Origin of the sequence: Micromonospora sp. NPDC005194 (assembly GCF_040608335.1) — a bacterium.
GTDB lineage: Bacteria > Actinomycetota > Actinomycetes > Mycobacteriales > Micromonosporaceae > Micromonospora.
In genome coordinates this window covers 69,232-94,233 of the sequence record NZ_JBEXIA010000007.1, presented here as the reverse complement: position 1 = coordinate 94,233, position 25,002 = coordinate 69,232, and the positions used below count along the sequence as shown (strand labels likewise).

At 72.0% G+C, this 25,002-nt stretch carries 27 protein-coding genes and 3 tRNA genes; 15 read left to right on the top strand and 15 right to left on the bottom strand.

Translation table 11 applies throughout. From position 1 onward, the window contains the following. Positions 1 to 2: 2 nt before the first annotated feature. The gene (locus tag ABZU53_RS08280; RefSeq protein WP_355064664.1) at positions 3 to 1,328 is read right to left on the bottom strand and encodes a deoxyribodipyrimidine photo-lyase; all 1,326 of its coding nucleotides are present in this window, start codon (positions 1,326 to 1,328) and stop codon (positions 3 to 5) included. Continuing rightward, positions 1,325 to 2,248 (bottom strand): phytoene/squalene synthase family protein, encoded by a 924-nt coding sequence (locus tag ABZU53_RS08275; RefSeq protein ID WP_354853533.1) that lies wholly within the window; start codon positions 2,246 to 2,248, stop codon positions 1,325 to 1,327. The genes ABZU53_RS08280 and ABZU53_RS08275 overlap by 4 nt, the downstream gene beginning before the upstream one ends. 64 nt (positions 2,249 to 2,312) lie before the next feature. Between ABZU53_RS08275 and ABZU53_RS08270 the strand changes: the two genes are divergently transcribed. From ABZU53_RS08270 to ABZU53_RS08235, 8 genes are all read left to right on the top strand, one after another. Beyond that, positions 2,313 to 3,455 carry a polyprenyl synthetase family protein gene (locus ABZU53_RS08270; protein ID WP_354853530.1) on the top strand — a complete coding sequence of 381 codons (1,143 nt, stop codon included), beginning with the start codon at positions 2,313 to 2,315 and terminating at the stop codon, positions 3,453 to 3,455. Between the two features lie 28 nt (positions 3,456 to 3,483). Then, positions 3,484 to 4,965 carry a phytoene desaturase family protein gene (gene crtI / locus ABZU53_RS08265; RefSeq protein WP_355064662.1) on the top strand — a complete coding sequence of 494 codons (1,482 nt, stop codon included), beginning with the start codon at positions 3,484 to 3,486 and terminating at the stop codon, positions 4,963 to 4,965. Then, positions 4,962 to 5,582 (top strand): isopentenyl-diphosphate Delta-isomerase, encoded by a 621-nt coding sequence (gene idi, locus ABZU53_RS08260; RefSeq protein ID WP_355064660.1) that lies wholly within the window; start codon positions 4,962 to 4,964, stop codon positions 5,580 to 5,582. The genes crtI and idi overlap by 4 nt, the downstream gene beginning before the upstream one ends. Beyond that, positions 5,572 to 6,516, top strand: a complete 945-nt coding sequence (locus ABZU53_RS08255; protein ID WP_354853906.1) for a MerR family transcriptional regulator — start codon at positions 5,572 to 5,574, stop codon at positions 6,514 to 6,516. The genes idi and ABZU53_RS08255 overlap by 11 nt, the downstream gene beginning before the upstream one ends. A 74-nt stretch (positions 6,517 to 6,590) precedes the next feature. Further along, a complete protein-coding gene (locus ABZU53_RS08250) occupies positions 6,591 to 7,394 on the top strand; it encodes a polysaccharide deacetylase family protein (protein ID WP_355064658.1) in 804 nt (267 codons plus the stop codon). A gap of 154 nt (positions 7,395 to 7,548) precedes the next feature. Beyond that, positions 7,549 to 7,621 (top strand) — tRNA-Glu (locus ABZU53_RS08245). Between the two features lie 31 nt (positions 7,622 to 7,652). Beyond that, a tRNA-Asp gene (locus ABZU53_RS08240) sits at positions 7,653 to 7,726 on the top strand. A 99-nt stretch (positions 7,727 to 7,825) separates the two neighbouring features. Further along, positions 7,826 to 7,899 (top strand) — tRNA-Phe (locus ABZU53_RS08235). Between the two features lie 295 nt (positions 7,900 to 8,194). Here the strand turns inward: ABZU53_RS08235 and ABZU53_RS08230 are convergent. Then, positions 8,195 to 9,415 carry a hypothetical protein gene (locus tag ABZU53_RS08230; RefSeq protein ID WP_355064656.1) on the bottom strand — a complete coding sequence of 407 codons (1,221 nt, stop codon included), beginning with the start codon at positions 9,413 to 9,415 and terminating at the stop codon, positions 8,195 to 8,197. A gap of 163 nt (positions 9,416 to 9,578) precedes the next feature. On the opposite strand from ABZU53_RS08230, the gene ABZU53_RS08225 reads away from it, so the two are divergent. Further along, positions 9,579 to 10,100: an SRPBCC family protein gene (locus ABZU53_RS08225; protein WP_354853515.1), complete on the top strand. Its 522-nt coding sequence runs from the start codon at positions 9,579 to 9,581 to the stop codon at positions 10,098 to 10,100. Between the two features lie 4 nt (positions 10,101 to 10,104). Here ABZU53_RS08225 and ABZU53_RS08220 read toward each other — a convergent pair whose 3' ends face one another. Further along, the gene (locus tag ABZU53_RS08220; RefSeq protein ID WP_355064654.1) at positions 10,105 to 10,809 is read right to left on the bottom strand and encodes a DUF2786 domain-containing protein; all 705 of its coding nucleotides are present in this window, start codon (positions 10,807 to 10,809) and stop codon (positions 10,105 to 10,107) included. A 126-nt stretch (positions 10,810 to 10,935) separates the two neighbouring features. Here ABZU53_RS08220 and ABZU53_RS08215 point away from each other — a divergent pair, with 126 nt between their 5' ends. Beyond that, positions 10,936 to 11,397 (top strand): hypothetical protein, encoded by a 462-nt coding sequence (locus ABZU53_RS08215; RefSeq protein ID WP_354853510.1) that lies wholly within the window; start codon positions 10,936 to 10,938, stop codon positions 11,395 to 11,397. Between the two features lie 52 nt (positions 11,398 to 11,449). On the opposite strand, the gene ABZU53_RS08210 is transcribed toward ABZU53_RS08215, so the two are convergent. Further along, positions 11,450 to 11,839: a hypothetical protein gene (locus ABZU53_RS08210; protein WP_354853507.1), complete on the bottom strand. Its 390-nt coding sequence runs from the start codon at positions 11,837 to 11,839 to the stop codon at positions 11,450 to 11,452. A 155-nt stretch (positions 11,840 to 11,994) separates the two neighbouring features. Here ABZU53_RS08210 and ABZU53_RS08205 point away from each other — a divergent pair, with 155 nt between their 5' ends. After that, on the top strand, positions 11,995 to 13,338 hold the full coding sequence (locus ABZU53_RS08205; RefSeq protein ID WP_354853505.1) for an ABC transporter substrate-binding protein: 1,344 nt from the start codon (positions 11,995 to 11,997) through the stop codon (positions 13,336 to 13,338). A 66-nt stretch (positions 13,339 to 13,404) separates the two neighbouring features. On the opposite strand, the gene ABZU53_RS08200 is transcribed toward ABZU53_RS08205, so the two are convergent. Together ABZU53_RS08200 and ABZU53_RS08195 are read right to left on the bottom strand one after the other, a co-directional pair. Further along, on the bottom strand, positions 13,405 to 14,148 hold the full coding sequence (locus ABZU53_RS08200; RefSeq protein ID WP_354853502.1) for an enoyl-CoA hydratase/isomerase family protein: 744 nt from the start codon (positions 14,146 to 14,148) through the stop codon (positions 13,405 to 13,407). 28 nt (positions 14,149 to 14,176) lie between these two features. After that, positions 14,177 to 15,034 (bottom strand): 3-hydroxyacyl-CoA dehydrogenase family protein, encoded by an 858-nt coding sequence (locus tag ABZU53_RS08195; RefSeq protein ID WP_355064652.1) that lies wholly within the window; start codon positions 15,032 to 15,034, stop codon positions 14,177 to 14,179. 179 nt (positions 15,035 to 15,213) lie between these two features. Between ABZU53_RS08195 and ABZU53_RS08190 the strand changes: the two genes are divergently transcribed. Continuing rightward, positions 15,214 to 15,516 (top strand): hypothetical protein, encoded by a 303-nt coding sequence (locus tag ABZU53_RS08190; RefSeq protein WP_354853497.1) that lies wholly within the window; start codon positions 15,214 to 15,216, stop codon positions 15,514 to 15,516. Between the two features lie 45 nt (positions 15,517 to 15,561). Here ABZU53_RS08190 and ABZU53_RS08185 read toward each other — a convergent pair whose 3' ends face one another. Beyond that, positions 15,562 to 16,341 (bottom strand): class I SAM-dependent methyltransferase, encoded by a 780-nt coding sequence (locus ABZU53_RS08185; RefSeq protein WP_355064650.1) that lies wholly within the window; start codon positions 16,339 to 16,341, stop codon positions 15,562 to 15,564. Between the two features lie 54 nt (positions 16,342 to 16,395). Here ABZU53_RS08185 and ABZU53_RS08180 point away from each other — a divergent pair, with 54 nt between their 5' ends. Further along, on the top strand, positions 16,396 to 16,785 hold the full coding sequence (locus ABZU53_RS08180; protein ID WP_234583170.1) for a PPOX class F420-dependent oxidoreductase: 390 nt from the start codon (positions 16,396 to 16,398) through the stop codon (positions 16,783 to 16,785). A gap of 66 nt (positions 16,786 to 16,851) precedes the next feature. On the opposite strand, the gene ABZU53_RS08175 is transcribed toward ABZU53_RS08180, so the two are convergent. Both ABZU53_RS08175 and ABZU53_RS08170 read right to left on the bottom strand, forming a co-directional pair. After that, positions 16,852 to 17,061, bottom strand: a complete 210-nt coding sequence (locus ABZU53_RS08175) for a BldC family transcriptional regulator (RefSeq protein WP_007073996.1) — start codon at positions 17,059 to 17,061, stop codon at positions 16,852 to 16,854. Between the two features lie 250 nt (positions 17,062 to 17,311). Further along, complete coding sequence (locus tag ABZU53_RS08170; RefSeq protein ID WP_234583169.1) at positions 17,312 to 18,151, bottom strand: hypothetical protein; 840 nt, start codon at positions 18,149 to 18,151, stop codon at positions 17,312 to 17,314. Positions 18,152 to 18,345: 194 nt separating this feature from the next. On the opposite strand from ABZU53_RS08170, the gene ABZU53_RS08165 reads away from it, so the two are divergent. Further along, a complete protein-coding gene (locus tag ABZU53_RS08165; RefSeq protein WP_354853486.1) occupies positions 18,346 to 19,428 on the top strand; it encodes a Glu/Leu/Phe/Val dehydrogenase in 1,083 nt (360 codons plus the stop codon). 307 nt (positions 19,429 to 19,735) lie between these two features. Further along, positions 19,736 to 19,951 (top strand): DUF3073 domain-containing protein, encoded by a 216-nt coding sequence (locus ABZU53_RS08160; RefSeq protein ID WP_007454329.1) that lies wholly within the window; start codon positions 19,736 to 19,738, stop codon positions 19,949 to 19,951. A 143-nt stretch (positions 19,952 to 20,094) separates the two neighbouring features. Here ABZU53_RS08160 and amcA read toward each other — a convergent pair whose 3' ends face one another. From amcA to ABZU53_RS08135, 5 genes are all read right to left on the bottom strand, one after another. Next, the gene (gene amcA, locus ABZU53_RS08155; protein ID WP_354853483.1) at positions 20,095 to 20,331 is read right to left on the bottom strand and encodes a multiple cyclophane-containing RiPP AmcA; all 237 of its coding nucleotides are present in this window, start codon (positions 20,329 to 20,331) and stop codon (positions 20,095 to 20,097) included. After that, positions 20,300 to 21,403: a cyclophane-forming radical SAM peptide maturase AmcB gene (amcB, locus tag ABZU53_RS08150; protein ID WP_354853903.1), complete on the bottom strand. Its 1,104-nt coding sequence runs from the start codon at positions 21,401 to 21,403 to the stop codon at positions 20,300 to 20,302. Before amcB ends, amcA begins: the two co-directional genes overlap by 32 nt. Positions 21,404 to 21,529: 126 nt before the next feature. Beyond that, the gene (gene purM / locus ABZU53_RS08145; protein ID WP_354853480.1) at positions 21,530 to 22,684 is read right to left on the bottom strand and encodes a phosphoribosylformylglycinamidine cyclo-ligase; all 1,155 of its coding nucleotides are present in this window, start codon (positions 22,682 to 22,684) and stop codon (positions 21,530 to 21,532) included. Between the two features lie 61 nt (positions 22,685 to 22,745). Further along, positions 22,746 to 24,284, bottom strand: coding sequence for an amidophosphoribosyltransferase (purF, locus tag ABZU53_RS08140; protein ID WP_354853477.1), 1,539 nt, complete (start codon positions 24,282 to 24,284; stop codon positions 22,746 to 22,748). Between the two features lie 168 nt (positions 24,285 to 24,452). After that, the gene (locus ABZU53_RS08135) at positions 24,453 to 24,776 is read right to left on the bottom strand and encodes a sterol carrier family protein (protein WP_354853900.1); all 324 of its coding nucleotides are present in this window, start codon (positions 24,774 to 24,776) and stop codon (positions 24,453 to 24,455) included. Positions 24,777 to 25,002 lie beyond the last annotated feature (226 nt).

The window sequence follows — 25,002 nt, the reverse complement described above, 5'->3', positions numbered from 1 at the left end:
CCTCAGCGCAGCCAGACCGGGTCGGTGCCGGGTACGGAGAGCGGCGGCGGGTAGTCCACCGTGCGGCGGAGGTCGTCGGGCAACTTCCACGGCTGGTGGACGGCCTTGCCCGGCACCTCCGACAGCTCCGGCACCCAGCGGCGCACGTAGTCGCCGGCCGGGTCGTACCGCTCGGCCTGCCGGACCGGGTTGAACCCCCGGTACGGCTTGGTGTCGTTGCCGGTGCCGGCGACCCACTGCCAGTTGCCCGAGTTGTTGGCCACGTCCCCGTCGAGCAGCCAGCGGAAGAAGACCCCGACACCGGCCCGCCAGTCCTGCCCCAGGTGCTTGGTCAGGTAGCCGGCGGTGATCAGCCGCGCCCGGTTGTGCTGCCAACCCTGCGCCCGCATCTGCCGCATCCCGGCGTCCACGATCGGCATTCCGGTCCGCCCCTCGGCCCAGGCCGACAGGGCGTCATCGTCGTAGCGCCACTCTTCGGTGGCACCCCGCCGGTAGGCGGCCGTCGAGATCTCCGGAAACGCGGCGGTGACCTGGTAATAGAAGTCGCGCCAGCAGACCTGCCGGACGAAGGGCCCGGACCGGTCGCCGGCACGGTTGGCCACCGACAGCGGGGACAGGCAGCCGAAGCGCAGGTACGGGCTGAGTCGGGAGGTGTCGTCGCCGGCCATGTCGTCGTGCTGGTCGTCGTACCGGCCCAGCTCGGGCAGCCAGTCGGTGAGCCGCTGTCGGGCGAGCCGCTCGCCGCCGACGGCCGCGTCCGGTGACTCCCCGGCCGGCGGGGCCGGCACCCGACCCACGCGCACCCCGTCGGGCAGCGTGATCCGGCGGGGTGCGGCCAACTCCTCGCGCCACCGCGCGGACGCCCACGCCCGGTGGTACGGGCTGAACACCCGGTAGTGGTCGCCGCCGCCGCCGGGGCGCAACGCACCCGGCTCGACGACCGTCAGCCCCGGAAAGAGCCGCAGGCGCAGCCGGTGCCGCTCGCACTCGGCGCGCAGTCGCCGCTCCCGCCGACGGGCGTAGCGGCTGACGTCGGCGGAGAGTGCCACGGCGGTGGCGCCGACCTGGCCGGCCAACCGGATCGTCTCGGCCACCGGGTCGCCGCGCCGCACCACCAGGTCACCGCCGCGCTCGCGCAGCGCGTCGCGCAGGTCGGCGAGCGCCTGGTGCAGGAACCGGGTGCGGTTGGCCGACAAGCCGGCCAGAGCCGGGTCGAGCACGTACAGCGGCACCACCCGGTCGAACGCCGCGCAGGTGGTGGCCAGCGCCGGGTGGTCGTGCACCCGCAGGTCGCGGGTGAAGAGCACGATCGCGGTGCCCGCCGTCATCGGGCCGCCGGCTGGACCGTCGGCCCGGGGATCGTGACCGGGGTACCCGTCGGGGTGAGCAGAGCGCGGGCGGCCACCGCCATCCGCCGCCGCTGCGGCACCAGGGCCCGGCGGGTGAAGACGTCGTAGTCCTGCGCGGCAACCTCGTCGAGGATGCCGCCATAGAGGGCGTACGCGGTGCGCATGCACGCCTGCGACGCCGGCGCGAGCATGGTGATGCCGGGCGCGGCGGCGGCATAGTGCGCCTGCGCCCGGGTCACCTCGTACTCGATCAGCTCGCGCGTCCGGGGCGTTCCGCGCCCGCGGGCGCTGGCCTCGGCCAGGTCCTCGCGGGTGACGCCGAACTTCGCCAGGTCCTCGTCGGGCAGGTAGGTGCGACCCCGGTCGAGGTCCTCGGCGACGTCGCGGATGAAGTTGGTGAGCTGGAAGGCGAAGCCGAGCTGCCGAGCCGGCTCACGGGCGGCCGCCGGATCGGTGCTGCCCAGGATCGGCAGCATCATGGTGCCGATCACCGCCGCCGAGCCCTCCATGTAGTCGAGCAGGTGGTCGTACGTCGCGTACGAGGTGACGGTCAGGTCCATCGCCATGCTCGTCAGAAACGACGCAAAGTCGTCCCGGTCGAGATCGAAGATGGCGATCGTGTGCAGCACGGCCGGCAGCAGCGGGTCGTCGACCGGCGCACCGTGCAGACCGGCCACGAACCGGCTGGCCCAGTCGTCGAGCCGGGCGGCCCGCTCGGCCGGTGGCAGGTCCTCGGTGCGGTCGACGATCTCGTCGGCGTACCGCGTGAATCCGTAGAGGGCGTGCACATGTCGTCGTTTCCACGCGGGGAGCAACCGGGTGGCGAGATAGTAGGTACGCCCGTGCCGTTTGTGCAGCTCACGACACCGGTCATAGGCAGCGGTGAGATTCGTGTCCACCGGCCCTCCTCAATTATCGACGCACCAATCGACGCAACTCGTACCCTAGGGTACGCTCGCCACCATGGCCAACGACGCAGTAGCGGGCAACGCGACCCGTGTGGCGCCGACAGGGCCGGGCGACAGGGACGATCCGGTCCGCGCCGTCCTGGCCGCGTACACCCAGGACCTGATCACGGCGGTCGACGAGACCCTCTCCACCTTCCTCACCGCCGAGGTCGACGCACTCACCGAGATCGACGCGGCCATGGGCGGCTTCGCGTCCGCCGCCCGCGAAGCCGTGCTGGCCGGCGGCAAGCGGATCCGGTCCACGTTCGCCTACTGGGGCTGGCGCGGGGCGGTCGGCGGCACCGAGCCCCTCCCACCGGTCCTGCCCGCGCTGGCCTCCCTCGAACTGCTGCACACCTTCGCGCTGGTACACGACGACGTGATGGACGCCTCCACCACCCGCCGCGGCCGGCCCACCGCACACGTCGCGCTCGCCGCGCAGCACGTCGCCGCCGGCCACCGGGGCGACCCCGACCGGTTCGGCGAGGCGGCCGCCGTGCTCATCGGCGACCTCTGCATGGTCTGGGCCGACAAGCTGCTGGCTCGCGCCACCATCACCCCGGCCCGGCTGTTCGAGGTCCGCCGCTGCTACGACCAGATGCGCGTCGAGACGGTTGCCGGGCAGTACCTGGACGTGCTCGGCGAGAACGACCCGAGCAACTGGTCGGTCGATCGGGCACTGCGCGTGGCCCGCTACAAGACCGCCAGCTACACGGTGCAGCGACCGCTGCTCTTCGGCGCCTGCCTGGCCGGGGTGACCGCCGACGCCGCGCTGGTCACCGCGTACACCCGCTACGGCCTGGCCGTCGGCGAGGCCTTCCAACTCCGCGACGACCTGCTCGGCGTCTACGGCGACCCGGCGGCGACCGGCAAGCCGGCCGGCGACGACCTGCGCACCGGCAAGCCGACCACGCTGCTCATGCTGGCTCGCCAACTGGCCACTCCCCGCCAGCTCCGAGCACTGGAGCAGGCCGACGGCGAGCCGGTCGACCGGCTCGCCGACCTGGTCGCCGAGACCGGCGCGGTGGCCCGGGTGGAGCGGATGATCGCCGAGCGGGTGGGCGACGCCCTGGCCGCGCTCGACAGCGCGCCCGTGGACCGGACGGCGCGTACGGCGCTGACCGGGTTGGCCGCCGCCGCCACCAGCCGGCGGGCCTGATGAGCGATTCTCACGAGGAGGTGGTCACGTGCGGACGGTGACGGGACGGACGGACCGGGTGGTGGTCGTCGGCGCCGGGCTGGGTGGGCTGGCCTGCGCGCTGCACCTGGCCGGCAGCGGCCGACAGGTGACGGTGCTGGAGCGCGAGCCGGTCCCCGGCGGGCGCGCGGGCCGACTCTCCGTGAGTGGGTACGAGTTCGACACCGGCCCGACCGTGCTCACCATGCCCGACCTCATCGCCGAGGCGCTCGGGGCGGTCGGCGAGGAGCTGCACGACTGGCTCGACCTGACCCCGCTCGACCCGGCCTACCGGGCGTACTACCCGGACGGCTCCACCCTCGACGTGCTCACCGACACCACCCGGATGGCGGCCGAGATCTCCCGGGTCTGCGGGCCCCGGGAGGCCGACGGCTACCTGCGCTTCGTCGACTACGCCCGGGAGCTGTGGCGGCTGGAGCGGGCCGACTTCATCGAGCGCAACCTGGACGCGCCCACCGACCTCATCACCGGCAACCTGCTCAAGCTGCTCACCGGCGGGGCCTTCCGCCGCCTCCAGACAAAGATCAACCAGTTCTTCCGGGACCCGCGTACCCAGCGGATCTTCTCCTTCCAGGCGATGTACGCCGGGCTCGCCCCGCATGACGCGCTGGCCATCTACGCGGTCATCGCGTACCTCGACTCGGTGGCCGGTGTCTACTTCCCCCGCGGGGGCATCCACGCGGTCTCCCGGGCGATGGCCGGCGCGGCCGAGAAGCACGGCGTGCAGATCCGGTACGACACGACGGTGACCCAGGTTCAGACCGCGAACGGCCGGGCCACCGGCGTGCTCACCGCCGACGGCGAGCTCGTGCCGGCGGACGTCGTGGTGCTCAACCCGGACCTGCCGGTCGCCTACCGGGACCTGCTCCCCGCCGCGCCCGCGCGACGCCTCACCTACTCACCCTCCTGCGTCGTCCTGCACGTCGGCTCGCGACAGGGATATGCGAAGATCGCCCACCACAACATCCATTTCGGACGCGCGTGGAAGGGCACCTTCGATGAGGTCATCCGCAGGGGCGAGCTGATGACCGATCCGTCGCTGCTGGTGACCAACCCCAGCCGGACCGACCCGTCGGTGGCCCCACCGGACCGACACACCTACTACGTGCTCGCGCCGGTGCCCAACCTCGACCGGGCGCCCTTCGAGTGGCGCGGCGACCTGACCAGGCGCTACGGCGACCAGCTGATCAGCACGCTGGAGGAGCGCGGGTACGTCGGCTTCGGCGCCGGGGTCGAGGTGTTGCAGGCGATCACCCCCGCCGAGTGGGCGGAGCAGGGGATGGCCGCCGGCACCCCGTTCGCCGCCGCGCACACCCTCTTCCAGACCGGGCCGTTCCGCCCGTCGAACCTGCACCGCGACCTGTCGAACGTGGTCTTCGTCGGCTCCGGCACCCAGCCCGGTGTGGGCGTACCGATGGTGTTGATCTCCGGCAAGCTGGCCGCCGGCCGGATCACCGGAGAAGGCCGATGACGAGCCGCGAGGACCACCTCGTCGAACTGGTCGACGACCGCGGGCAGCCCTGCGGCGACACCACAGTCGCCGCCGCCCACCAGCCGCCGGGGCAACTGCACCGGGCCTTCTCGGTGCTGCTGATCGACCCGGACGGCCAGGTGCTGCTGCAACGACGGGCCGCGGTCAAGACCCGCTTCCCGCTGCGCTGGGCCAACTCCTGCTGCGGCCATCCGCGCCCCGGCGAATCGCTGACCGAGGCGGCCAACCGGCGGCTGAAGGAGGAGCTGGGCACCGGCCCGGTCGAGCTGACCGAGGTGGGCGTCTACGTCTACTACGCCGAGGACCCGACCTCCGGTCGCGTCGAATTCGAGTACGACCACGTGCTGCGCGGCGAGTTCCTGCCCGCCGCCCCGCTGCGACCCGACCCGGACGAGGTGGCCGAGCTGCGCTGGGCCGACCCGGCCGCCCTGGAGGCCGAACTCGACCGCGACCCCCGGTCGTACGCACCCTGGCTGGGCGGGGTGGTGAACCGACTGCTGCGCCCCTCGGGTGCTCCGTCGGGCGCCCCCGGCTCGACCACGACCCCGGCCGGATCGTCGGCGGATGACGCGGCGGAGCGGTCGGGTGGCCGATGAGGCGCTGAGCGCGGGCGCCGTCGCGCGCCGGCTGGGGGTCGCGGTCACCACGCTGCGCACCTGGCACCAGCGCTACGGGCTCGGGCCCAGCGAGCACGTGCCCGGCCACCACCGTCGGTACACCCCCGCCGATCTGGCCCGCCTCGAAACCATGCGGCGGTTGACCGCCGAGGGCGTGAGCCCGGCCGAGGCGGCCCGGTGGGCGCGGCAGGCACCCGACCGGACGTCCGTGGACACCGTCACCCGCAGCCGGATCCGCCCGCCCGGCCGCGACGGTGGCGGCGCCATCCCGGTGGGCCGCGCCGGCCCGGCCGCCCGGGGCCTGGCCCGCGCCGCCATGCGCCTGGACGCCGCGGCGATCAACGAGACCATCGCGCACACGATCGCCGCCAGCGGCGTCGTCGCCACCTGGGAGACCCTGCTGCGCCCCGTGCTCGCCGGCATCGGTGACCGGCACGCCGCCACCTCCGGCCTGATCGAGGTCGAACACCTGGTCTCCCGGTGCGTGTCGGAGGCATTCGCGGCAGCCAGCCAGGCCAACGCGCCCAGCGGCCCCGCCCGGATCCTGCTCTCCTGCGCCGACGAGGAGCAGCACACCCTCCCCCTGGAAGCGTTGGCCGCCGCGCTCGCCGAGGCCGGGGTGAGCTACCGGATGCTGGGTGCCCGGGTGCCGGTGGCCGCCCTCGTCGAGGCGGTCAACCGCACCGGCCCGGCCGCCGTGGTGCTCTGGTCACACACCCGGGCCACGGCCGACCCGGCCCAGCTCAGCGCGCTGCTCGCGGCGCCCCGCCGCCCGCTGCTGATCCTCGCCGCCGGCCCCGGCTGGCGGGCCGACACGCTGCCCGCCGGGGTGGTCCGGCCGGTCGACCTGGCCGAGGCGGTCTCGCTCGCGATGGCGGTCCGTGACTCGCTGGACCAGTCGCGGGAGGCGTGACCGGACTGTCGGTCCCCCACTCGCTTCCACTACCGTCGGGGCGTCCGCCTGCCCCGACCCCCGGGAGCGAACAGATGCAAGCCCGCGCCGCCCTGGCGTCCGTCCTCGCCGTGGTGCTGGTCTTGTCCGGTTGCGTTCAGCCAGACAGCACCGTCCACGCCGCCGGCGGGTCGCAGCCCGTCGAGTCGACCACCCCGACCGCCCCGCCCACACCGACGCCCACCCCGTCGCCGAGCCCCACCCACACCAAACCACCGAAGCCGCCCCTGCGACCGCTGCCGGCGAAGCTCCCGGCCGGGCTGCGGCGCACCACCGGCGTACGCCCCGTGGCGTTGACCTTCGACGACGGGCCCAGCCCGGCCTGGACCCCGAAGGTGCTCGACCAACTGCGGTCGGCCCACGTGACGGCCACCTTCTGCGTCGTCGGCCTCGAAGCCCAGCGGCACCCGGAGCTGATCCGGCGGATCGTCCGGGAGGGGCATCAGCTCTGCAACCACAGTTGGCGGCACGACCTCGACCTCGCCCGCCGACCGGTGGCAGAGATCAGGGCCGACCTGGTCCGCACCAACAAGGCCATCCAGGCAGCCTCCCCGGGCACACCGGTGTCCTTCTACCGGCAACCCGGTGGTCGGTGGACACCGGAGGTTCTGGCCGTGGCGAAAGAGCTCGGCATGCGCCCGCTGCACTGGGCCGTCGACCCGCAGGACTGGGACAAGCCGACCGCCGCCACGATCGCCAAGCGGGTCCACAACGCGGCACGTCCCGGTTCCATCGTGCTGCTGCACGACGGGGGCGGAAACCGGGCCGCGACGCTCGCCGCCTGCCCGCACCTGATCGCCGACCTGAAGCACCGCTTCGGCATCACCCGCCTCCGCTAGATTGGATCTGACCTGCGGTTATGCGGTGCACGACGGCTCCACCGATACCGGTTTTGTCGACCAGCCAGGCATCACGTATGCTTTCCAAGCCTCCGGCGGGGCCGGATGGGAGCAAGTCCGCTTGAAGTTGCGAATGTGCAATGATGGCGGGGCCGCCCTCATCGTCTAGCGGCCCAGGACGCCGCCCTTTCAAGGCGGTAGCACGGGTTCGAATCCCGTTGGGGGCACGACCGGCGCAAGCCGGAGCAACACAAGCTAGGTCCTGTGGAGCAGTTGGAGTGCTCGCCGCCCTGTCAAGGCGGAGGTCGCGGGTTCAAGTCCCGTCAGGACCGCAGCGCTGACGCCGCGCCTCGCGCGGCGTTCTGCGTATCGGAGCAGGTGACCCTGCCAGCGGTTCATCCGGTTGGCGGGTAGCATGAGCCGAGCAACACGGCCAGGTAGCTCAGTTGGTACGAGCGTCCGACTGAAAATCGGAAGGTCGGCGGTTCGACCCCGCCCCTGGCCACATAGCCTTTCGCCGGGCTACAGGAGCGCCGACCAGCGGAAACGCGGTCGGCGTTCTGCTTTTCCGCCGCAGCCCGCCCGGCCTTTCCCCGTGATCGCCCGGCCTGGCCCATGATCGCCCCCGCCCGGCCTGTGATCGCCCGGCCTGGCCCGTGATCGCCCCGCCTGCCCCTTGATCGCCCGGCCTGCCCCTTGATCGACTCGCTTTCGGCGATATCGGGGTATCGCAGCGACCGGGATACCGCGATATCGCCGAACCCGAGTCGATCAACCGCGTCGGCCGCGCTGGGCGCTGGTCACTGATCGCGGCGGCCCTGTTGACGGTGCTGGGCCATCCCGCCCTGGATCGCCTCCCACACACTGCGCCCGGCCTGCCGCAGGGTCTCTCCCGCCTGCTCGGCGAGTTGCGCCGCGCTCTGAGCTGCGGCATGCGCCTGACTCGAAACACCACCGCCACCCTGGCCACCACCGGCCTGCCCGCCGCCGCCCTGACCACCACCACGCTGGCCACCGCCTCCCTGACCGCCGGCGCCCTGACCACCACCGGCCTGCCCGCCGCCGCCCTGGCCACCACCACCCTGACCAACGCCACCCTGACCATCGCCGCCCTGGCCGCCAGCCGCTTGCCCGGCGGGTTTGCCACCACCGCCACCCTGGCCGCCCTGATTCCCGCCGCTGGAGGCCCGCGACTCACCAGGACCGGGGGTTGGCGAGCCACCCGGCTGACCGGCGGGCTTCCCGGTCGACGAAGCAGCCGGAGCGGATCGGTCTCCCCCCGCACCACCCCCCGGTTGCTGCCGGTCCTGGCCCTCGGGCGGCCGCTGCCCCTCAAACCCCTGCCCCGCGGAGGTCGGGTGCGCCTGCGCGGAGGCCCGGTCCACCGGCCACCGGCCCTGCAACCGAGACTCCGGCCGCTGACCTTCCGCCGGGCGCGACTCCGCTCGCTGAGCTTCCGCCGGCCGGGACTCCGCCGCTCGCGACTCCGCCGGCCGGGACTCCGTTGGCCGCGGCTCCGCCGGGCGGGCGGGTCGTGCTCGCGTCTGGTCGCCGAGCGCGCCGGGCACACCCGCCTGTCGGGCCAGCTCGTCGCGTACGCCGGAGTGCTGCGCCTGCGCGGTGACCTGGGCGGCGCCGGCGGCCAACTGCTGGGTGCTGCGGTTGACGTCGTCGAGCGCGCCGCTGCCCGCCCGGGCCAGGGATTCGATGACCTGCGGGTTGTTGTCGATCGTGTCGAGTGCCCGGCCCAGGAGTGTCACCAGCTGCTCCAGGCGTACCCGTAGCTGCGCCTCGGCGTGCACCCCGTCGATGTCCAGCTCGACGCCGTTCAGGTGGACCCGTACGCCGGCGTCGAGCTGGAGCAGGTTGGCCAACCGGGCGCGCAGCGAGATGTCGGCGTCCAGCCCGTCCACGACCAGCCGGATCGAGTCGACCGACACATTCGGGATGTCGAGCAGGACGTCCGGGTCCCCGGCGTCGACGTCCCGGTCCGGATTCCGCTGCTGCGCGTTCTCGCTCATGCTCTCCCGCTCCCGTACGCCGCCCCGGTCGTCCGAGCCGTTCGGCGCGGTTACCCGCTTTCCGGCGGGGCATCCCGTGCGTGACGGCTCGGCAACCCACTGTCTGGAACCGGGCACCGCGCGAAGCTGCACACCGAGGCATCAGCCGGTATGGTCCGGGCCTATGGGACAGGGGATGACTGATCCGGCCGACATCCGGCAGGACCTGGAGCGGTTCTCCTTACGGTGCAGCCTCCTCGTCCCGGGTTCCGCAGAGCGGGCGTTCGCGGTCTTCACCGATGAGCTGACCGACTGGTGGGTCACCGAGTACACGTGGTCCGGTCCGGAGGCCCTCGCCGAGCTGGGCATGGAGCCACGGGCCGGCGGCATGCTCTACGAGATCGGCCCGTACGGCTTCCGCGCCGACTGGGGACGGGTGCTCACCTGGGATCCGCCCCGGCGGCTGGTCTTCGCCTGGCAGCTCGGTCCGGACCGGGTGCCGGTGCCGGACCCGGCGAAGGCGAGCGAGGTCGAGGTGCTGTTCCTCCCCGACGGTCCGGAACGGACCCGGGTCGAGCTGGAGCACCGACACTTCGACCGGCACGGCGAAGCGGCCGAGGGGTACCGCAAGGCGTTGACGGCGGGCTGGCACGAGTTGCTCACCCGCTATCTCGCCACCGTGTCACGCGGCCAACAAGCCGCCTGAGCAGTCAGCGGTCGAGTTGTCGACCAGCCCGGCTGCCGTCCAGGCCCCGGCCGCCCAGGTGTGCGCGGTTTCCGGCCTCCGCCCCGGAGCCGAAGCCCGTGCCGCCGAGCCGGCGTGCCGGTGCGGTCCGCAGTCGCGGGTACTCCTCGGTGAGCCGCCGTTGCACCCGGTCGGAGCGGTCGGCCAGCATCAGCGCCACCGACGGGCCACCCGACTCGCCGGCCGCTGCCGTCTCGGCCGCCCAGAGCCGGCCCCCGATCACCTCCGCGAAGCCGGCGAGCCAGGACCGCCGGAAGGCGGCCGGATGGTCGTCCGCGGGCACCGCCGTGGCGGCCAGGCCGTGTGCGGCCTGCACGAGCAGTGAGGTGAAGAGCAGGTCCACCCGTTCCAGGTCGCTGGCGAAGCCGAACAGGTGCACCGCGAACCCGTTGCCCTGCCGGCGACGGACGCAGCGGCAGCGCAGCGGCTCCGCGACCGCGGCGAGCAGGCCCACCTTGTCCCGGGCGTACGGGGCGACGATGTCGAGCACCCGGTCGCCGACCGGGTCGGTGGTCGGATCCCGGACGGCGAGCAACGCCCTGTCGACGCCGTAGCGGGCGATCAACTCGGTCGCCTTGGCGGTGAAGGCCGCCGACTCGGCGGGTGTGCAGGCCGGGTCCTCGGCCTGGGCGAGCAGCTTGCGCACCTTGCTGAGCATGGCCTCGGACATGCCCCCAGAGCTATCACACACGGCGGACGATCTGGGACCACGACCGCATTGATCGATCAGTATCATCGTCACGATCAGCTCGACCGTCCAATACGGACGGTCAATTAACTGTTTCCGGAGGCACGCATGTCATCCCCGACCGCCCGCCTGCTCGCCGTCGCCACGGCCGCCGCCCTGCTCGCTACCGGCGCACCCGCCCAGGCCGCTCAGGCCGCCGCACCGGCCGCCCCCGCCGCCGACTCCACCGACGTCACCTCGGGGCCGAACCTCTTCGCCCCGCTCGCCACCTGTTACGGCGGGGCGGTTCGCTCGTTCTTCCAGACCGGCGGCTACGGCGGCCAGGCCGGCCCGTACCGCACCACAACCCGGTGCCGCGACATCAACGTGCGCAACGCCAGCGCGTACGGCACCGACGCCTGCGTGATCTTCATCGACAAGACCGGCAACTGCAACTACTGGACCTACCTGCCGGCCAACTCCGGCTGGGTCACCGTGGCGACCGACGTCCGGGACGGGGTCAACTTCCGGGTCCGCTTCGAGAACGTCCGCTACGAGTACGAGCCACTGGTCGCGTACCACGCCTTCTGAGCGGCCCGTGCGGGCGCGGCACCCGACGGGAGCCGCGCCCCGGGAGGCGTGGTCAGCCGGCGCGGCTACGCAGGGTGGCGACCGTCGAGCCGGCGAGCGTGAGCAGACAGTCGGAGAGCAGCCCGTCGGCCGCGGCCGCACCGAACAGGGCCTCCCCGGTCGGCACGTCCCGGTTGGCGTACGCGCTCACGAAGCGGGCCACCCAGCGGGTGTCGTAGTCCGCCTGCTCGATGCCCGGGAAGTCCAGCGCGCATCCGGTGCTCGGCGCGGCGTCACCGACCATCGTCGCCGCCAGGCACCAGGCGACCCCGTACGCGCCGGGCAGGCCGGCCCGGTCGACGACGGCGTCGAACGCACCTGTCACCGCTTCCCCATCGCCGGCCAGCGCCGAGCGGAGCACGGCGGTCGCGTCGTCGAACGTCTGCTGTGGTAGGTCCGTCACCCAGCGCACAGTAGGACGGAGGGTCAAGGCCCGCCATTTCCGTCACTCTGCGTGTTCGACGCGAGCGACCTGCGCATTTCGCCACCTCCACGGTCCCGCCGCCGGCCCGGGCACGCTAATGTGCGCAGCGGACCTTCGCCGGAGGAAGGACGACCATGCTCGTATCACGCCGCTCGCGGGTAGCCACACTGGCCGCCTGCGCGACGATCCTGCTCGCCACAAGCGCTTGCGGGGATGACAAGGCCGAGGAGGGAAGCGCCCAACAGGTGCGCCTCTACGGCACGGACGGCAACATGCTCAACTCCTACCCAGCGGAGTTGAAGGATCGCGCCGATCTCGTCGACGGGATGAAGGGGACCACGCCGCTCACCCCGCTGCCCGACGACTTCAAGAGTCGGCTACGGTCCGTCAATCCGGCGCTGACGGACTACCTCTACGCCGCCGAGACGTACGACGCTGTCGTGATCGGTGTGCTCGCCGCCCAACTGGCCGGCAGCACCGACCCGGCCGCCATCGCCAAGCAGATCGTCGGCGTGACCAACAACGGTCAGCGCTGCGAGGACCCGGCCAGTTGTCTCACGCTGGCCCGGGCCGGGCAGGACATCGAGTACCGCAGCGTCTCGCTGACCCGCGCGGGCTTCACCGACAAGGGTGAGCCGGCCACCGCGAGCTACGCCACGCTGACCTTCGACGGCCAGCAGATCAACGACGGCAAGACCGAGTTCGTCGGCGCGGGCGCCGAGTCGGCGGCGAGCACCAAGACCCCGCCGAAGGCGAAGAAGGCACGCCCCGGTGAAGCCGACGACCAGCAGCCGCTGATCGTGGGCGGACTGCTGCCGAAGACCGGCGACCTGGCGATCGCCTACCCGCCGATGGCGGCCGGCGCGGCGCTGGCGATCCGGGAGATCAACGCCGCGGGCGGCGCGCTGGGCAAGCCGGTGACGTGGAAGGACGGCGACGACGGCACCAGCACGACGGTGGCCAAGGCGACCGTCGCCAAGCATGTGGCCGACGGGGTCAGCATCATCATCGGCGCCGGCGCCTCGGGCATCTCCCGGGAGGTGCTGCCGGACGTGGTCCGGGCCGGCAAGATTCTCTTCTCGCCGTCCAACACCGACTCCAGCCTGACCGACGTCGAGGACAAGGGCCTCTACTTCCGCACCGCCCCGCCGGACAGCCTGCAGGGTCGGGCGCTGGCCGACGTGATCCTCCGCGACGGGTCGCAGAAGATCGTCATCGTCGCCCGCAAGGATTCCTACGGTGAGGGCCTCCAGGCCACCGTCCGTGACGAGCTGGAAAAGGCCGGCATCGCTGGCGACCGACTCAAGCTGCTCACGTACGACCCCCCGGCCGACGCCTCGGCGGCGCCGGTGGACTTCACCGGTGGCGCGAAGGAGATCAAGGAATTCGGCGCGGACGCCGTGCTCATCATCGGTTTCGGTGAGTCGGCCCAGGTGATCCGGGCCCTCGCCGACACCGGGGTGCAGATCCGGCACTGAGCACCACCGCGGACCGCGACGGCCGCACCGGCTTCGGAGCCGGTGCGGCCGTCCTTCGTTTCCGCCTCAGCGGGCTCGGCGGCGCTCCAGGAACTCGGTCATGCGGCGGTGCTTCTCCTCGTCCTCGAAGAGCACCGCCTGGCTGACCAGGTCGAGCTGCGGATGTGCGGCGGCGGGCGCGTCCACCGCCAGCTTGGTGAGCCGCAACGCCAGCGGGGAGCCCTGCGCCATCTCGTCGAGCAGCCCGTGCGCCACCGTCAGCAGGTCGCCGGGCTCGTCCACCACCCGGTTCACCAGACCGATGCGCAGCGCCTCGGCGGCGTCCACCCGCCGGCCGGTGAACAGCAGCTCCTTGGCCCGGCCCTCGCCGATGAGGGCGGGCAGCCGGTGGGTCGCGCCCGCGCCGGCCAGAATGCCCAACCGCACCTCCGGCTGGCCGAAGACCGCCCGCGCCGTGCACACCCGCAGATCGCAGGCGTACGCCAGCTCCGCGCCACCGCCCAACGCCGGGCCGTCGACGGCGGCCACGCTCGGCATCGGCAGCGCCCTGATCCGGGCGAAGGCCGCCGAGTTGATCGCGGCCAGCGCGTCCGTGCGGCCTCGTTCGCGGAGCTGACCGATGTCGGCGCCGCCGGCGAAGATGCCCTCCGCGCCACCGGTCAACAGCAGCAGTCGGGGGTGCGCCTCCAGCTCGGCGCAGACCTGGTGCAGCTCGGCGATCAGGTCGGCGTCGATGGCGTTGCGCTTCTCCGGCCGGGCCAGCGTCACCACGAGCCGATCCGGCCGCTCCTCGATCCGCAGACCGCTCACCGTGCCCACCCTCCGTTCACCACCGCGCTCACCGCTTGACCCCGCCGTCCCAGTGGTAGAAGCCGTGCCCGGACTTCTTGCCCAGCCGGCCGGCGGCCACCATCTCCACCAGCAGCTCCGGCGGCGCGAAGCGGTCCCCGTACGCGGCCTGGAGGGTGCGGGCGATGTCCAGCCGCACGTCCAGGCCGACCAGGTCGGTGAGTTCCAACGGCCCGATCGGGTGTCGGTAGCCCAGCACCATCGCCTTGTCGATGTCGGCCGGGCTGGCCACCCCGTCGGCGACCATCCGGATCGCCTCCAGCCCCAGGGTGACCCCGAGCCGGGAGGTGGCGAAGCCGGGCAGGTCGCGTACGACGACGGGGTCCTTGCCGAGCCGGCCGGCGAGCGCGACGGCCGCCGCGGTGGTCTCCTCGGCGGTCGCCGGGCCGACCACGATCTCCAGCAGCGCCATCGCCCAGACCGGGTTGAAGAAGTGCAGGCCGAGGAAGCGCTCGGGCGCGTCCAGGCCCGCGGCCAACTCGCCGATGGCGATGCTCGACGTGTTGCTCGCGAGCAGGGCCGGGCTCAGGGCGGCGGCGTCCCGCAGCACCGTCCGCTTGAGGTCGAGCCGCTCCGGCACCGCCTCCACGAGCACCCCGGGAGCGGGGGCGACCTCGGCGAGGCTCGGGCGCAGCGTCACTCGCTCACGGTTCGCGGCGGCCTCGTCGGCGGTCAGCTTGCCGCGCTGCACCGCCCGCTCCCACAGGTCGGCGAGCCGGGTCAGCGCGGTCGCGCCCCGGGCCGGGTCCACCTCGATCAGCTCGACGGCGTGCCCGGCTCCGGCCGCCACGTACGCGATGCCGAGCCCCATCGTGCCCGCACCGACGACCACGAAACGATCGTTCATCACGCCTCCCTGTCCGCCCCGGTGGCGCGCGGGGTCCCCGCCACGCCGGCCCGGGTGCTCGGCCCGCTCCGCTCGCTCATGGTGCGACCCTAAACAGCACGACGAACCCGCCCAGGCTTGGGGGAGCGCGCGATCGGGTACGTACGGCCTGTCAACCCAAAGGGAAGGACCGCATCGAGATGAGCCAGGCACCGGAGAGCGTCACCACCGGGGAGAGCACCAACTCCGAGACCGTGGAGACCCGGGGCGACGAGCGGGTCGACCTGCTGCGCGCCGACACCAACAACGACGGCAAGACCGACGTGTGGGTGGTGGACACCGACGGCGACGGCAAGGCCGACCTGTTCCAGTTCGACACCGACGGTGACGGCAAGGTGGACATCACCATGGTCGACATCGACGAGGACGGCACCCCCGACGAGGTGGTCGACGGCGATGGCGGCCTCCCGCCCGAGCAGCTGCCCCCGACCGTCCAGGTCTGATCTGCCGAAAAAGGGGGGCCCTCCGACGAGGGTCCCCCTTTCCGGTCAGCCGGCGAGGCGCAGGGTGGCCAGGTAGTAGGGGGCGTCGCGGTCGTCCACATCGGTCAGCTGCCAGTCGCTGCCGTGCACCAGCTCGGCGAACTCGTCCGGCGAGCAGACCAGATAGTCGAACCACTCGGTGCCCAGTTCCCGGTAGCGCAGCCGTAGTCGCAGCTGGCCACCGAGCCGGCCCCGGCGGCGGTTGCGCTCGTGATAGCCGGTGTGCAGCGGGTCGCGGGTGCCGTACGGGTTGGTGCCGTGCGCGATGATCTGCGCCCCCGGTCGGGCCAGCGCGGCGAGCGCGGCCAGGAACACTGGCGCCCGCTCCCGCCCCTCGAACAGCCCGAGGTTGTTGCCGAGCAGCAGGAACGTGTCGTACCGCTGCCCGTCGGCGACGTGCGTGTCCACCGTGCCGTGCACCAGCCGCCGTACGCCGCGACGCCCGCTGACCGCGAGCGCGCCCGCCGACGTGTCCAGCCCGGTGACCGGCACGCCACGCTCCTGGAGCAGCAGCGCGATCCGGCCGGCCCCGGTGCCGACGTCCAGCGTCTCGCCCCGGGCCCGGTCGACGGCCCGGTGGTCGTACGGCTGCCAGTCGGCTGGCCCGTCGAGGTAGTGCGCGGCAGGAGCGCCGTTGATCAGGCCGTCGTCCCGTTCGATGATCTCGATGACCGGCCGGGGCAGCCGCCCGCCGACCATGGGCCGGGGCCCGACCCCGGTGGCCACGGCGAGCGCGTCCCGCAGCAGTTCGCCGACCACGTCACCGATTAGAGGTTCCCCCGTCACGGGGTTCACGCTATCCGGCCACTGATTGGCCCGCGGCGGCCGTATCCTTGCGGCGTGACCACGCTGGACCGGCTGTCGGCCGAGAAATACCTCCTGCTCACGACCTTCCGTAAGGACGGTCGGGCGGTCCCGACCCCGGTCTGGGCGGTCCGCGACGGAGACGCGTTGGCCGTCTGGACCCGGGCCGACTCGGGGAAGGTGAAGCGGATCCGCCACAACGGCGAGGTGACCGTGGCCCCGTGTGACGTCCGGGGCCGGCCGCACGGGGCGGAGGTGCCCGCCCACGCGACCCTCTACGGTGGCCGCGACACGGGCCGGGTGCGCGACCTGCTCAAGCACAAGTACCGGCTGATCGGCCGCCTCAGCCTGCTCGGCAGCCGGCTGCGCCGCGGCGAGGGCGGCACGGTCGGCATCCGGGTCACGCTGACCGAGGGGCAGCGCTGAGGGCGGGCACGACAAAGGGCGGCGGATCGAGATCCACCGCCCTTTGTCGGAAAAACTCGTACCGGCTCAGTCGCCCTGCCGCTGCTGCGGGATCTGACCCTGCAGCAGCGCCCTGACCTCCGACTCGCGGTATCGACGGTGGCCACCCAGGGTGCGGATGGCACTGAGCTTGCCCGCCTTCGCCCACCGGGTCACCGTCTTCGGGTCGACACGGAACATCGACGCCACCTCGGCCGGTGTGAGTAGCGGCTCTGGTTCGTGCGTTCGCGATGCCATCGGTCACTCCTCCACATGTATAGACATCGGCCGGGGTCCCGCCGGCCGACGCGTCTCCCATGGTCCGGCTAGTCCCCGATGTCCGACATGGGCCGAACGGATGAAGGTCCCTAGACGGACGGATGAACCATGCCCGATTTTTACGACTTTTACACAGCAGAAACTACCTTATTCGGACTCATGATCACGGTTCGTGATGCGTCAACTACGAGCGCACCTCGCCTTGGGAGCGCTTCTGGGGTGAAATGCCCTAGTTGCACCGCTCCAGCAGCTGCACGGCACGCCACCGGGCCACCAACTTGTCGTACGCGGCGGACGCCTCCTCGGCCTCGCCGCGCGACAGCCCGGCAAGGCCACCGGCGACCAGCTCCGGCGAGTCGTCCGCGGCGAGGGTCTCGTCGGAGAGCAGGGCGACCAGGCCGCCGTAGTCCAGCTCCACCACCGAGCGCGGGTGGAACTCCTCCAGCCAGCGGGCCGCCTCCTCCACCGCCTCGGTGATCGGCGCCTCGCCCACCGACTTACGCAGCACCGACAGCGCCCGCGACGATCGGCGACGAGCCTTGGAGATCTCCGTCCGGTAGCGCAGCGCCCGCCGGCCCGGTTCGGTGACCAGGTCCCGTTCCGCCGGGTCGAAGAGCACGAACCACCGCAGCGGCACGCCCCAGGTGGCGATCTGCTCGTGCACCCGGGGCACACCGTGCTCCAGCACCCGGGCGCCGCTGCGCCAGTCGTCGACGACCGCCCTGGCCTGCCCGGCGAGCACCGGCGGCACGAACGCGTCGGCGAGCACCGAGGGCACCCCGTCCCGGGCGTTGAGCGCCGCCTCGGCGACCCGGATGCGCAGGTTCCAGGGGCAGACCAGCAGGCCGTCGTCCGTCTCCAGGACGTACGCCTCCTCGGGCAGGTCGGGCAGCCGGGTCCAGCCCGCGCCCAGCGCCTCGATCACCGCCGTCCGCTGGCGGCCGGGGCCCTCGACCGGGGCGACCGCCCGCCCTTCGGAGACGTAGCGGCGCCAGTAGCTCTGCCGGTCCCGGTCGAAGGCGGTCAGCGGCTCGTACACGCGCAGGTAAGAAGCGAAGAGCGACGGCACCGCGCGATCCTCCCACGAACCGCACCCGTACGGGCCCAGCGGCCGGACCACGCGCGCCGCAACGTGAGATGACGCCGGCACGTCGGGCGGCCGCTCGGCGGCCGATACTAGGCTCGACCGCACCGGCAGCATCCCCGCCGGGGTCCACCAGGTCCGCGTCCCACAAGGAACGCACACCACCGTAGGAGCCAGTCATGGGCGTATTCGCGAGCACCGACGACCCGGTATCGACCGGTCACGAACAGGTCGTCTTCTGCCAGGACAAACAGAGCGGCCTGAAGGCGATCATCGGGATCTACTCCACCGCGCTGGGGCCCGCGCTCGGCGGCACCCGCTTCTACCCCTACGACAGCGAGGACGACGCGCTCGCCGACGTGCTCGACCTGTCCCGCGGGATGGCGTACAAGAATGCTCTCGCCGGGCTGGACCTGGGCGGCGGCAAGGCCGTCATCTGGGGCGACCCGGAGCAGATCAAGAGCGAGGCGCTGCTGCGCGCGTACGGCCGCTTCGTGGAGTCGCTGGCCGGCCGCTACTACACCGCTTGCGACGTCGGCACCTACGTCGCCGACATGGACATCATCGCCCGCGAGACCCGGTACGTGACCGGCCGCAGCGTCGAGCACGGCGGCGCCGGCGACTCCTCGATCCTGACCGCGTGGGGTGTCTTCCAGGGGATGCGGGCCGCCGCCGAGCACGTCTGGAGCACGCCGAGCCTGCGTGGCCGGCGCGTCGGCGTGGCGGGCCTCGGCAAGGTCGGCAAGTACCTGACCGGGCACCTGCTGGAGGACGGCGCGGAGGTGGTCGCCACCGACGTCAACCCGAAGGCCCTGGCCTGGGTGCGCGCGAACCACCCGCAGGTCACCCTGGTGGACGACGCCACCGCGCTGGTCGCTGCAGACATCGACGTGTACGCCCCGTGCGCGCTGGGCGGCGCGCTGAACGACGACACGGTGCCGGCGCTGCGCGCGAAGGTGGTGACCGGGGCGGCGAACAACCAGCTCGCGCACCCGGGCATCGAGAAGCTGCTGGCCGACCGGGGCATCCTCTACACCCCGGACTACGTGGTCAACGCCGGCGGCGTGATCCAGGTGGCCGACGAGATCGAGGGCTTCAACTTCGAGCGGGCAAAGCTGCGGGCCACCCGGATCTACGACACCACCCGCGAGATCCTGCACCTGGCGGACGCCGAGGGCGTGCCGCCGGCGGTCGCCGCGGACCGGTTGGCCGAGCGGCGGATGGCCGAGGTCGGTCGGCTGCGCACGATCCACCTGCGCTGACCCCTCCCGGAGGCGGAGGCGGATCGACCGAGATCCGCCTCCGGGCCTCCCGCGCCGGTCCGACTCGGTAAGCTGAGGCCGGGTCAAGTTTGGCGTGTTTTGTCCGGTGTCACGGGTGCTCTTCGTTCCGCTCCTTACCAGGTACACTGGGTGACGGCCGGATCGCCGCGACGCGCAGAGCCGGCCGACGGTAACCCGAGGTGCCGAACGATGGCATCCCCATGTACCGTAAGAGCCACGAGAGATGCCTGACGTCATCGGGGCCCGCCTTCGGGCTGCCCCGCATTCTGTGCGAGGGGGTCGAGCCATGGGGCGCGGCCGTGCTAAGGCCAAGCAGACGAAGGTGGCCCGGGAGTTGAAGTACCACTCCCCGAACACCGACCTCACCGCCTTGCAGCGCGAACTGGCGGGTGCTGGTAAGTCTGAGCACCACTTCGACGACGACTCGAAAGAGTTCGTCGACGACGATGATGAGAATCACGCGGACGACGACCCGGATCCCTGGGTCCGACCGACCCGCTGACCTCTCGACGCAGCTGAGCACGCGGTGACCCCCGCGTGCTCACGCATGTGCCCATCGGGAGCGAGACCGGTGCCGATCATCAGGGGCCTGCCCTGGCCGGAGGTCACTCCGGCCGGCCGACAGGCCCCTGATCACGGTCGGCCTCAGCGCGGGCGGTTGTTCCAGTTGTAGAAGGTCGGGATGTTCTCGAAGTGGTTCCAGGCGCAGACCGCGCTGACGCCGTCTCCGCCCGACACCTCCGCCCGCAGCCGCCGCGCGTCCTCGGCTTCCTGAAGCAGCGCGACGAGCCCGGGGGCGGCCTCCCGCACCCGCTTGGTCACTCCGTCCGGGGCGTCGTCCGCTTCGCGCTCAGGCCGCCGGTGACTGGTGGTCTCGGGCATGCTCCAACACTCCCTCCAATAGGCGGATCTTGCTGTTGCGGCAGTGCTCGGTCTCCGTACCGTCAAAACGCCCCAGCTCGAAGTAACGGTTGGCGGCATGACCGCCGCCGCAGAAGCCGAAGTACGGGCAGGACGCCCGGCACGCCTCCACGCCCCCCAGGAACTCGCCCACCCAGGGCGTCGACGCCGCGTCCGTCAGGATCCGGGCCAACGGAGTGGCCAGCACGTTCCCGCTGCTGAAGTCGCCGTAGTGCGGATCGGTGAACCCGGCCAACTCCGGGGAGAGCACGGTCACCGAGCCGTCGTGCCCGATGGTCGGGATCGGGTCCAACCGACGGGGCAACACGCCGTCCGCCGCGCCGTCGAGCACCGCCGCCGCGTACCGCAGCGACCACTCGACCTCGCGAAGGTGGATCCGGGGCTCCTTGCGCCAGGCCGACACCAACTCGGCCCAGAACGCCGTCACCGCAGCCGCGTCATGGCTGTTGTCGCGGGTGTTGACGCCCTCGGTCTCCTCGATGTTGATGCCCAGCACGTCGCAGCCCAGCCCGAGGAAGTAGTCGTACAACTCGGCGGCGAGCCCCGGCGCCGGCCGGGACACCACGGCCAGCGCGGAGAAGGGCAGCCCGTGTCGGCGCAGCGCCGCCACACCGCGCAGGATCCGGTCGTACGCCGGCTGACCGCCACGGTTGACCCGGTCGCCATTGCGTTCGGCGGGCCCGTCCACGCTCACACTCACCCGCACCTCGTGCCGGGCGAAGAACGCGCACCACTCGTCGTCGATCAGCGTGGCGTTCGTCTGCACGTGGTGCTCGACCTCGGGCCCGAAGGGCGCGATCAGGTCGGCCAGGTGCTCCCGACCGGCGGCCAGCGGCTCGCCGCCGTGCCACACGACGGAAAAGCGACCGGCCGCCGCCCACGGGTTGACCGCCGCTGCCACCGCCTCGGCCACCGGCACCGACATCCGCCGGTCAGCGGCCCGAAACGGCAGGTAGCAGTACGCACAGTCGAGGTTGCAGAGGGTCGTCGGCTGCATGACGACGTACGACGGGACCGCGGCCAGACCGCGCATCCCGCTGAACGACAGTTCCCCCGCAGCCATCACCCTCCTCCGCCCAGCCTGAGCCCTTCAGGCTAGGCGGCACTGGCCACTCGGGTGAAGCCCTGATCAGGTGCCCGTACGATCACCGGAGCGTGATCATCCGCGAGTGTGCTGACCGACCATCTGCACGTTGCCGGTGCCCTCGATGATCTCGCCAGCCTGCCACGCCTCGACCCCACGGCCGGTCAGGGTGGCCAGCGCACGGTCGGCGTCCTCGGCCGAGACGATCGCGAACATGCCGACACCCATGTTGAAGGTCGACTCCATGTCGTGGTCGTCGATCCGGCCCTTCGACTGGATCAGGTCGAAGATCGGCTGCGGCTTCCAGGTGGACCGGTTGACCACCGCGTCGACGTGCTCCGGCAGCACCCGGACCAGGTTGCCGGGGATGCCGCCGCCGGTGATGTGGGACAGCGCCCGCACGTCGGCCTCGGCGATCAGCTTGAGGCAGTCCTTGGCGTAGATCTTGGTCGGGGTAAGCAGCTCCTCACCCAGGGTCCGCTGCCGACCGAAATCGTCGATCACGATGTCCAGACGCATCCGGGCCGCGCCCAGCAGCACGTGCCGGACCAGGGAGTAGCCGTTGGAGTGCAGGCCGGAGGAGCGCATCGCGATCACCACGTCGCCCACCTCGACCCGCTCGGGGCTGAGGATGTCGGCTTCCTCGACCACGCCCACGCCGGTGGCGGAGATGTCGTACTCGTCCGGGCGCAGCACGCCGGGGTGTTCGGCGGTCTCCCCGCCCAGCAGCGCGCAGCCCGCGTACCGGCAGCCGTCGGCGATGCCCGCGCCGATCTCGGCCACCTTGTCCGGAACGACCTCGCCGGTGGCGATGTAGTCGAGCAGGAACAGCGGCTCGGCGCCACAGGCCACCAGGTCGTCGACGACCATCGCGACCAGGTCGATGCCGACCGTGTCGTGGATGTCCATCTGCTGGGCGATCACCAGCTTGGTGCCCACACCGTCGGTCGAGGAGGCCAGGATCGGGCTCTTGTACTTCTTCGTGTCCAGCCGGAACAGGCCGGCGAAGCCGCCGAGGTCACCCAGCACCTCGGGGCGACGGGTCTGGCGCACCTTCGACTTGAGCAGCTCCACCGCGCGGTCACCCGCGTCGATGGAGACCCCGGCGTCGGCGTACGAGACCGAGCGTTTACGGGCCTGACGGCCAGCACCGCCCGTCCACGGCTGGTGGTCGCCGCCAGCGCCGGTCGGGCTGCTTCCTGCGCCGCTGCGCTCGGACACGTGCGTCACGGTTCTCCCCTTTGTGGTTCTCGGTGCCGCGCCGGCGGTGGCCGGGCCGCGCCGGTTGGTGCTACGGGCGGTTTGCGGTCACGCCACCCGGAGTGGCGACGAGCGGGCCGAAGCTGTCCGGGGCTTCCGGCGTCGCGTTGGCGACCCGGCGGCCCACCCCTTCGAGGACGTGCTTGCCGATCAGGTTGCCGGCCGGCAGCTCGATCGGGTACTCCCCATCGAAACACGCCCGACACAGCCGGGTCTTCGGCTGCTCGGTCGCGGCGATCAGGCCAGGAAGCGAGACGTAACCCAGCGTGTCGGCGCCGATGGAACGCCGGATGCCGTCGTTGTCCAACCCGTTGGCCAGCAGCTCCGCCCGAGTGGCGAAGTCGATGCCGTAGAAGCACGGCCAGCTGACCGGCGGAGAGGAGATCCGGACGTGCACCTCCAGCGCCCCCGCCTCGCGCAGCATCCGCACGATGGCCCGCTGCGTGTTGCCGCGCACGATCGAGTCGTCCACGACCACCAGCCGCTTGCCGCGGACGTTCTGCCGCAGGGGGTTGAGCTTGAGCCGGATGCCCAGCTGGCGCAGGGTCTGCGACGGCTGGATGAAGGTGCGGCCCACGTACGGGTTCTTCATCAGGCCCGCGCCGTAGGTGATGCCGGACGCCTCCGCGTAACCGATCGCGGCCGGCGTGCCGGACTCGGGCACCGGGATGACCAGATCGGCCTCCACCGGGTGCTCCTTGGCCAGCTGACGACCGATCTGCACCCGCGCCGCGTGCACGTTGCGCCCGGCGATGGTGGCGTCCGGGCGGGCGATGTAGACGTACTCGAAGAGGCAGCCCTTCGGCTCCGGCGACGCGAACCGGGTGGAGCGCAGCCCCTCCTCGTCGATCGCGATCAGCTCACCGGGCTCGACCTCGCGCACCACGCTGGCGCCGACGATGTCCAGCGCGGCGGTCTCGCTCGCCACCACCCAGCCACGCTCCAGCCGGCCGAGCACCAGCGGGCGCACGCCGTGCGGGTCGCGGGCCGCGTACAGCGTCGACTCGTCCATGAAGACGAAGCTGAACGCCCCGCGCAGCTGCGGCAGCACCTCGAGCGCGGCCGCCTCGACGGACAGGTCCGGATGGCTGGCCAGCAGCATGGTCACCAGCGAGGTGTCGTTGGTCGAGCCGTCCGCGACCAGGCCGCGCTCGGCGACCTCCTTCTCCAGCTCGGCGGTGTTGACCAGGTTGCCGTTGTGGGCCAGCGCGATGGTCGTGCCGGAACTTGTCGACCGGATGGTCGGTTGGGCGTTCTCCCAGTTGGAGGCGCCGGTCGTGGAGTAACGGGCGTGGCCGATCGCCAGGTGGCCGCGCAGGCTGGCCAGGGTGGGCTCGTCGAAGACCTGGGCCACCAGGCCGAGATCCTTGTAGACCACCACGCCCGAGCCATCGCTCACCGCGATGCCTGCGGCCTCCTGGCCACGGTGCTGCAGGGCGTAGAGGCCGAAGTAGGTCAGGTTGGCGACCTCTTCACCGGGGGCCCAGACACCGAAGACGCCGCAGGCGTCCTGGGGGCCGGGTCGTTGGGGGTCAAGGTCGTGGCTCAGCCGGCCGTCGCCTCGGGGCACTACCGCTCCCTCATGCTGGTCTGGACCGGCCTGGCGGGGATCACGGTGCGGATCCACACTCCTCGGCCGGGACCACTGTCGTCGCCTGACAGTGTACGCGAGTCGCCGTCGATACAGATAGTCACGATTTCCCTGCCGAGAGTCACGATCACTCGGACATCCGCGCAGCTAGAGGGGCAGGTACGCCGAGAGGTCCGCCCGGATGCCACTCACCTGAACGCGACCATCGGTGACCGCTTCGGCCCACGCGATCCGGCCGGTGGCCAGCCCCAACCAGGTCTGCGGGGACATCTCGACCACGTTCGGCGGGTTTCCCCTGGTGTGTCGAGGACCGGGAACGCACTGGATCGCACCGTATGGTGGGACGCGCACCTCCACCGATCGGCCGGGGGCGCGCTCCGCGAGGACGGCCAACAAGGACCGGACCGCCTCCCGGAGTACCGGCCGTTCGGGCGTACGCCCCTCGTCAAGCGCCGACAAAGCCGCCGCCACGGCGGCGGACTTACTGTGCGGAGAGGACACGACGGGACGATACGACGCACAGGTGAAGCACTCGACGCTGGCCCTGGGTCGCGCCGATCCAGTCAGACAAGGCATAGTGGCCGACGGCGTATTCGTACCGTGATGATCCCCGGCCCGGCGCCCCGCCGGTCAAGGGAAGTCAGCCCGGAAGGCGGTGGACGTGTCAACACACCGACGTGCCTGGAAGCAGCGGGCC

Bases quoted from the DNA above. Each gene is read 5' to 3' on its own strand.
- ABZU53_RS08230 (WP_355064656.1), bottom strand. From the start codon at position 9,415: ATGAGCGAGAACGCGCAGCAGCGGAATCCGGACCGGGACGTCGACGCC.
- ABZU53_RS08205 (WP_354853505.1), top strand. From the start codon at position 11,995: ATGCTCGTATCACGCCGCTCGCGGGTAGCCACACTGGCCGCCTGCGCG.
- idi (WP_355064660.1), top strand. From the start codon at position 4,962: ATGACGAGCCGCGAGGACCACCTCGTCGAACTGGTCGACGACCGCGGG.
- ABZU53_RS08195 (WP_355064652.1), bottom strand. From the start codon at position 15,034: ATGAACGATCGTTTCGTGGTCGTCGGTGCGGGCACGATGGGGCTCGGC.
- amcB (WP_354853903.1), bottom strand. From the start codon at position 21,403: ATGCGCGGTCTGGCCGCGGTCCCGTCGTACGTCGTCATGCAGCCGACG.
- ABZU53_RS08160 (WP_007454329.1), top strand. From the start codon at position 19,736: ATGGGGCGCGGCCGTGCTAAGGCCAAGCAGACGAAGGTGGCCCGGGAG.
- ABZU53_RS08225 (WP_354853515.1), top strand. From the start codon at position 9,579: ATGGGACAGGGGATGACTGATCCGGCCGACATCCGGCAGGACCTGGAG.
- ABZU53_RS08280 (WP_355064664.1), bottom strand. From the start codon at position 1,328: ATGACGGCGGGCACCGCGATCGTGCTCTTCACCCGCGACCTGCGGGTG.
- ABZU53_RS08175 (WP_007073996.1), bottom strand. From the start codon at position 17,061: ATGGCATCGCGAACGCACGAACCAGAGCCGCTACTCACACCGGCCGAG.
- ABZU53_RS08215 (WP_354853510.1), top strand. From the start codon at position 10,936: ATGTCATCCCCGACCGCCCGCCTGCTCGCCGTCGCCACGGCCGCCGCC.
- ABZU53_RS08220 (WP_355064654.1), bottom strand. From the start codon at position 10,809: ATGTCCGAGGCCATGCTCAGCAAGGTGCGCAAGCTGCTCGCCCAGGCC.
- ABZU53_RS08250 (WP_355064658.1), top strand. From the start codon at position 6,591: ATGCAAGCCCGCGCCGCCCTGGCGTCCGTCCTCGCCGTGGTGCTGGTC.
- amcA (WP_354853483.1), bottom strand. From the start codon at position 20,331: ATGCCCGAGACCACCAGTCACCGGCGGCCTGAGCGCGAAGCGGACGAC.
- ABZU53_RS08270 (WP_354853530.1), top strand. From the start codon at position 2,313: ATGGCCAACGACGCAGTAGCGGGCAACGCGACCCGTGTGGCGCCGACA.
- ABZU53_RS08165 (WP_354853486.1), top strand. From the start codon at position 18,346: ATGGGCGTATTCGCGAGCACCGACGACCCGGTATCGACCGGTCACGAA.
- ABZU53_RS08190 (WP_354853497.1), top strand. From the start codon at position 15,214: ATGAGCCAGGCACCGGAGAGCGTCACCACCGGGGAGAGCACCAACTCC.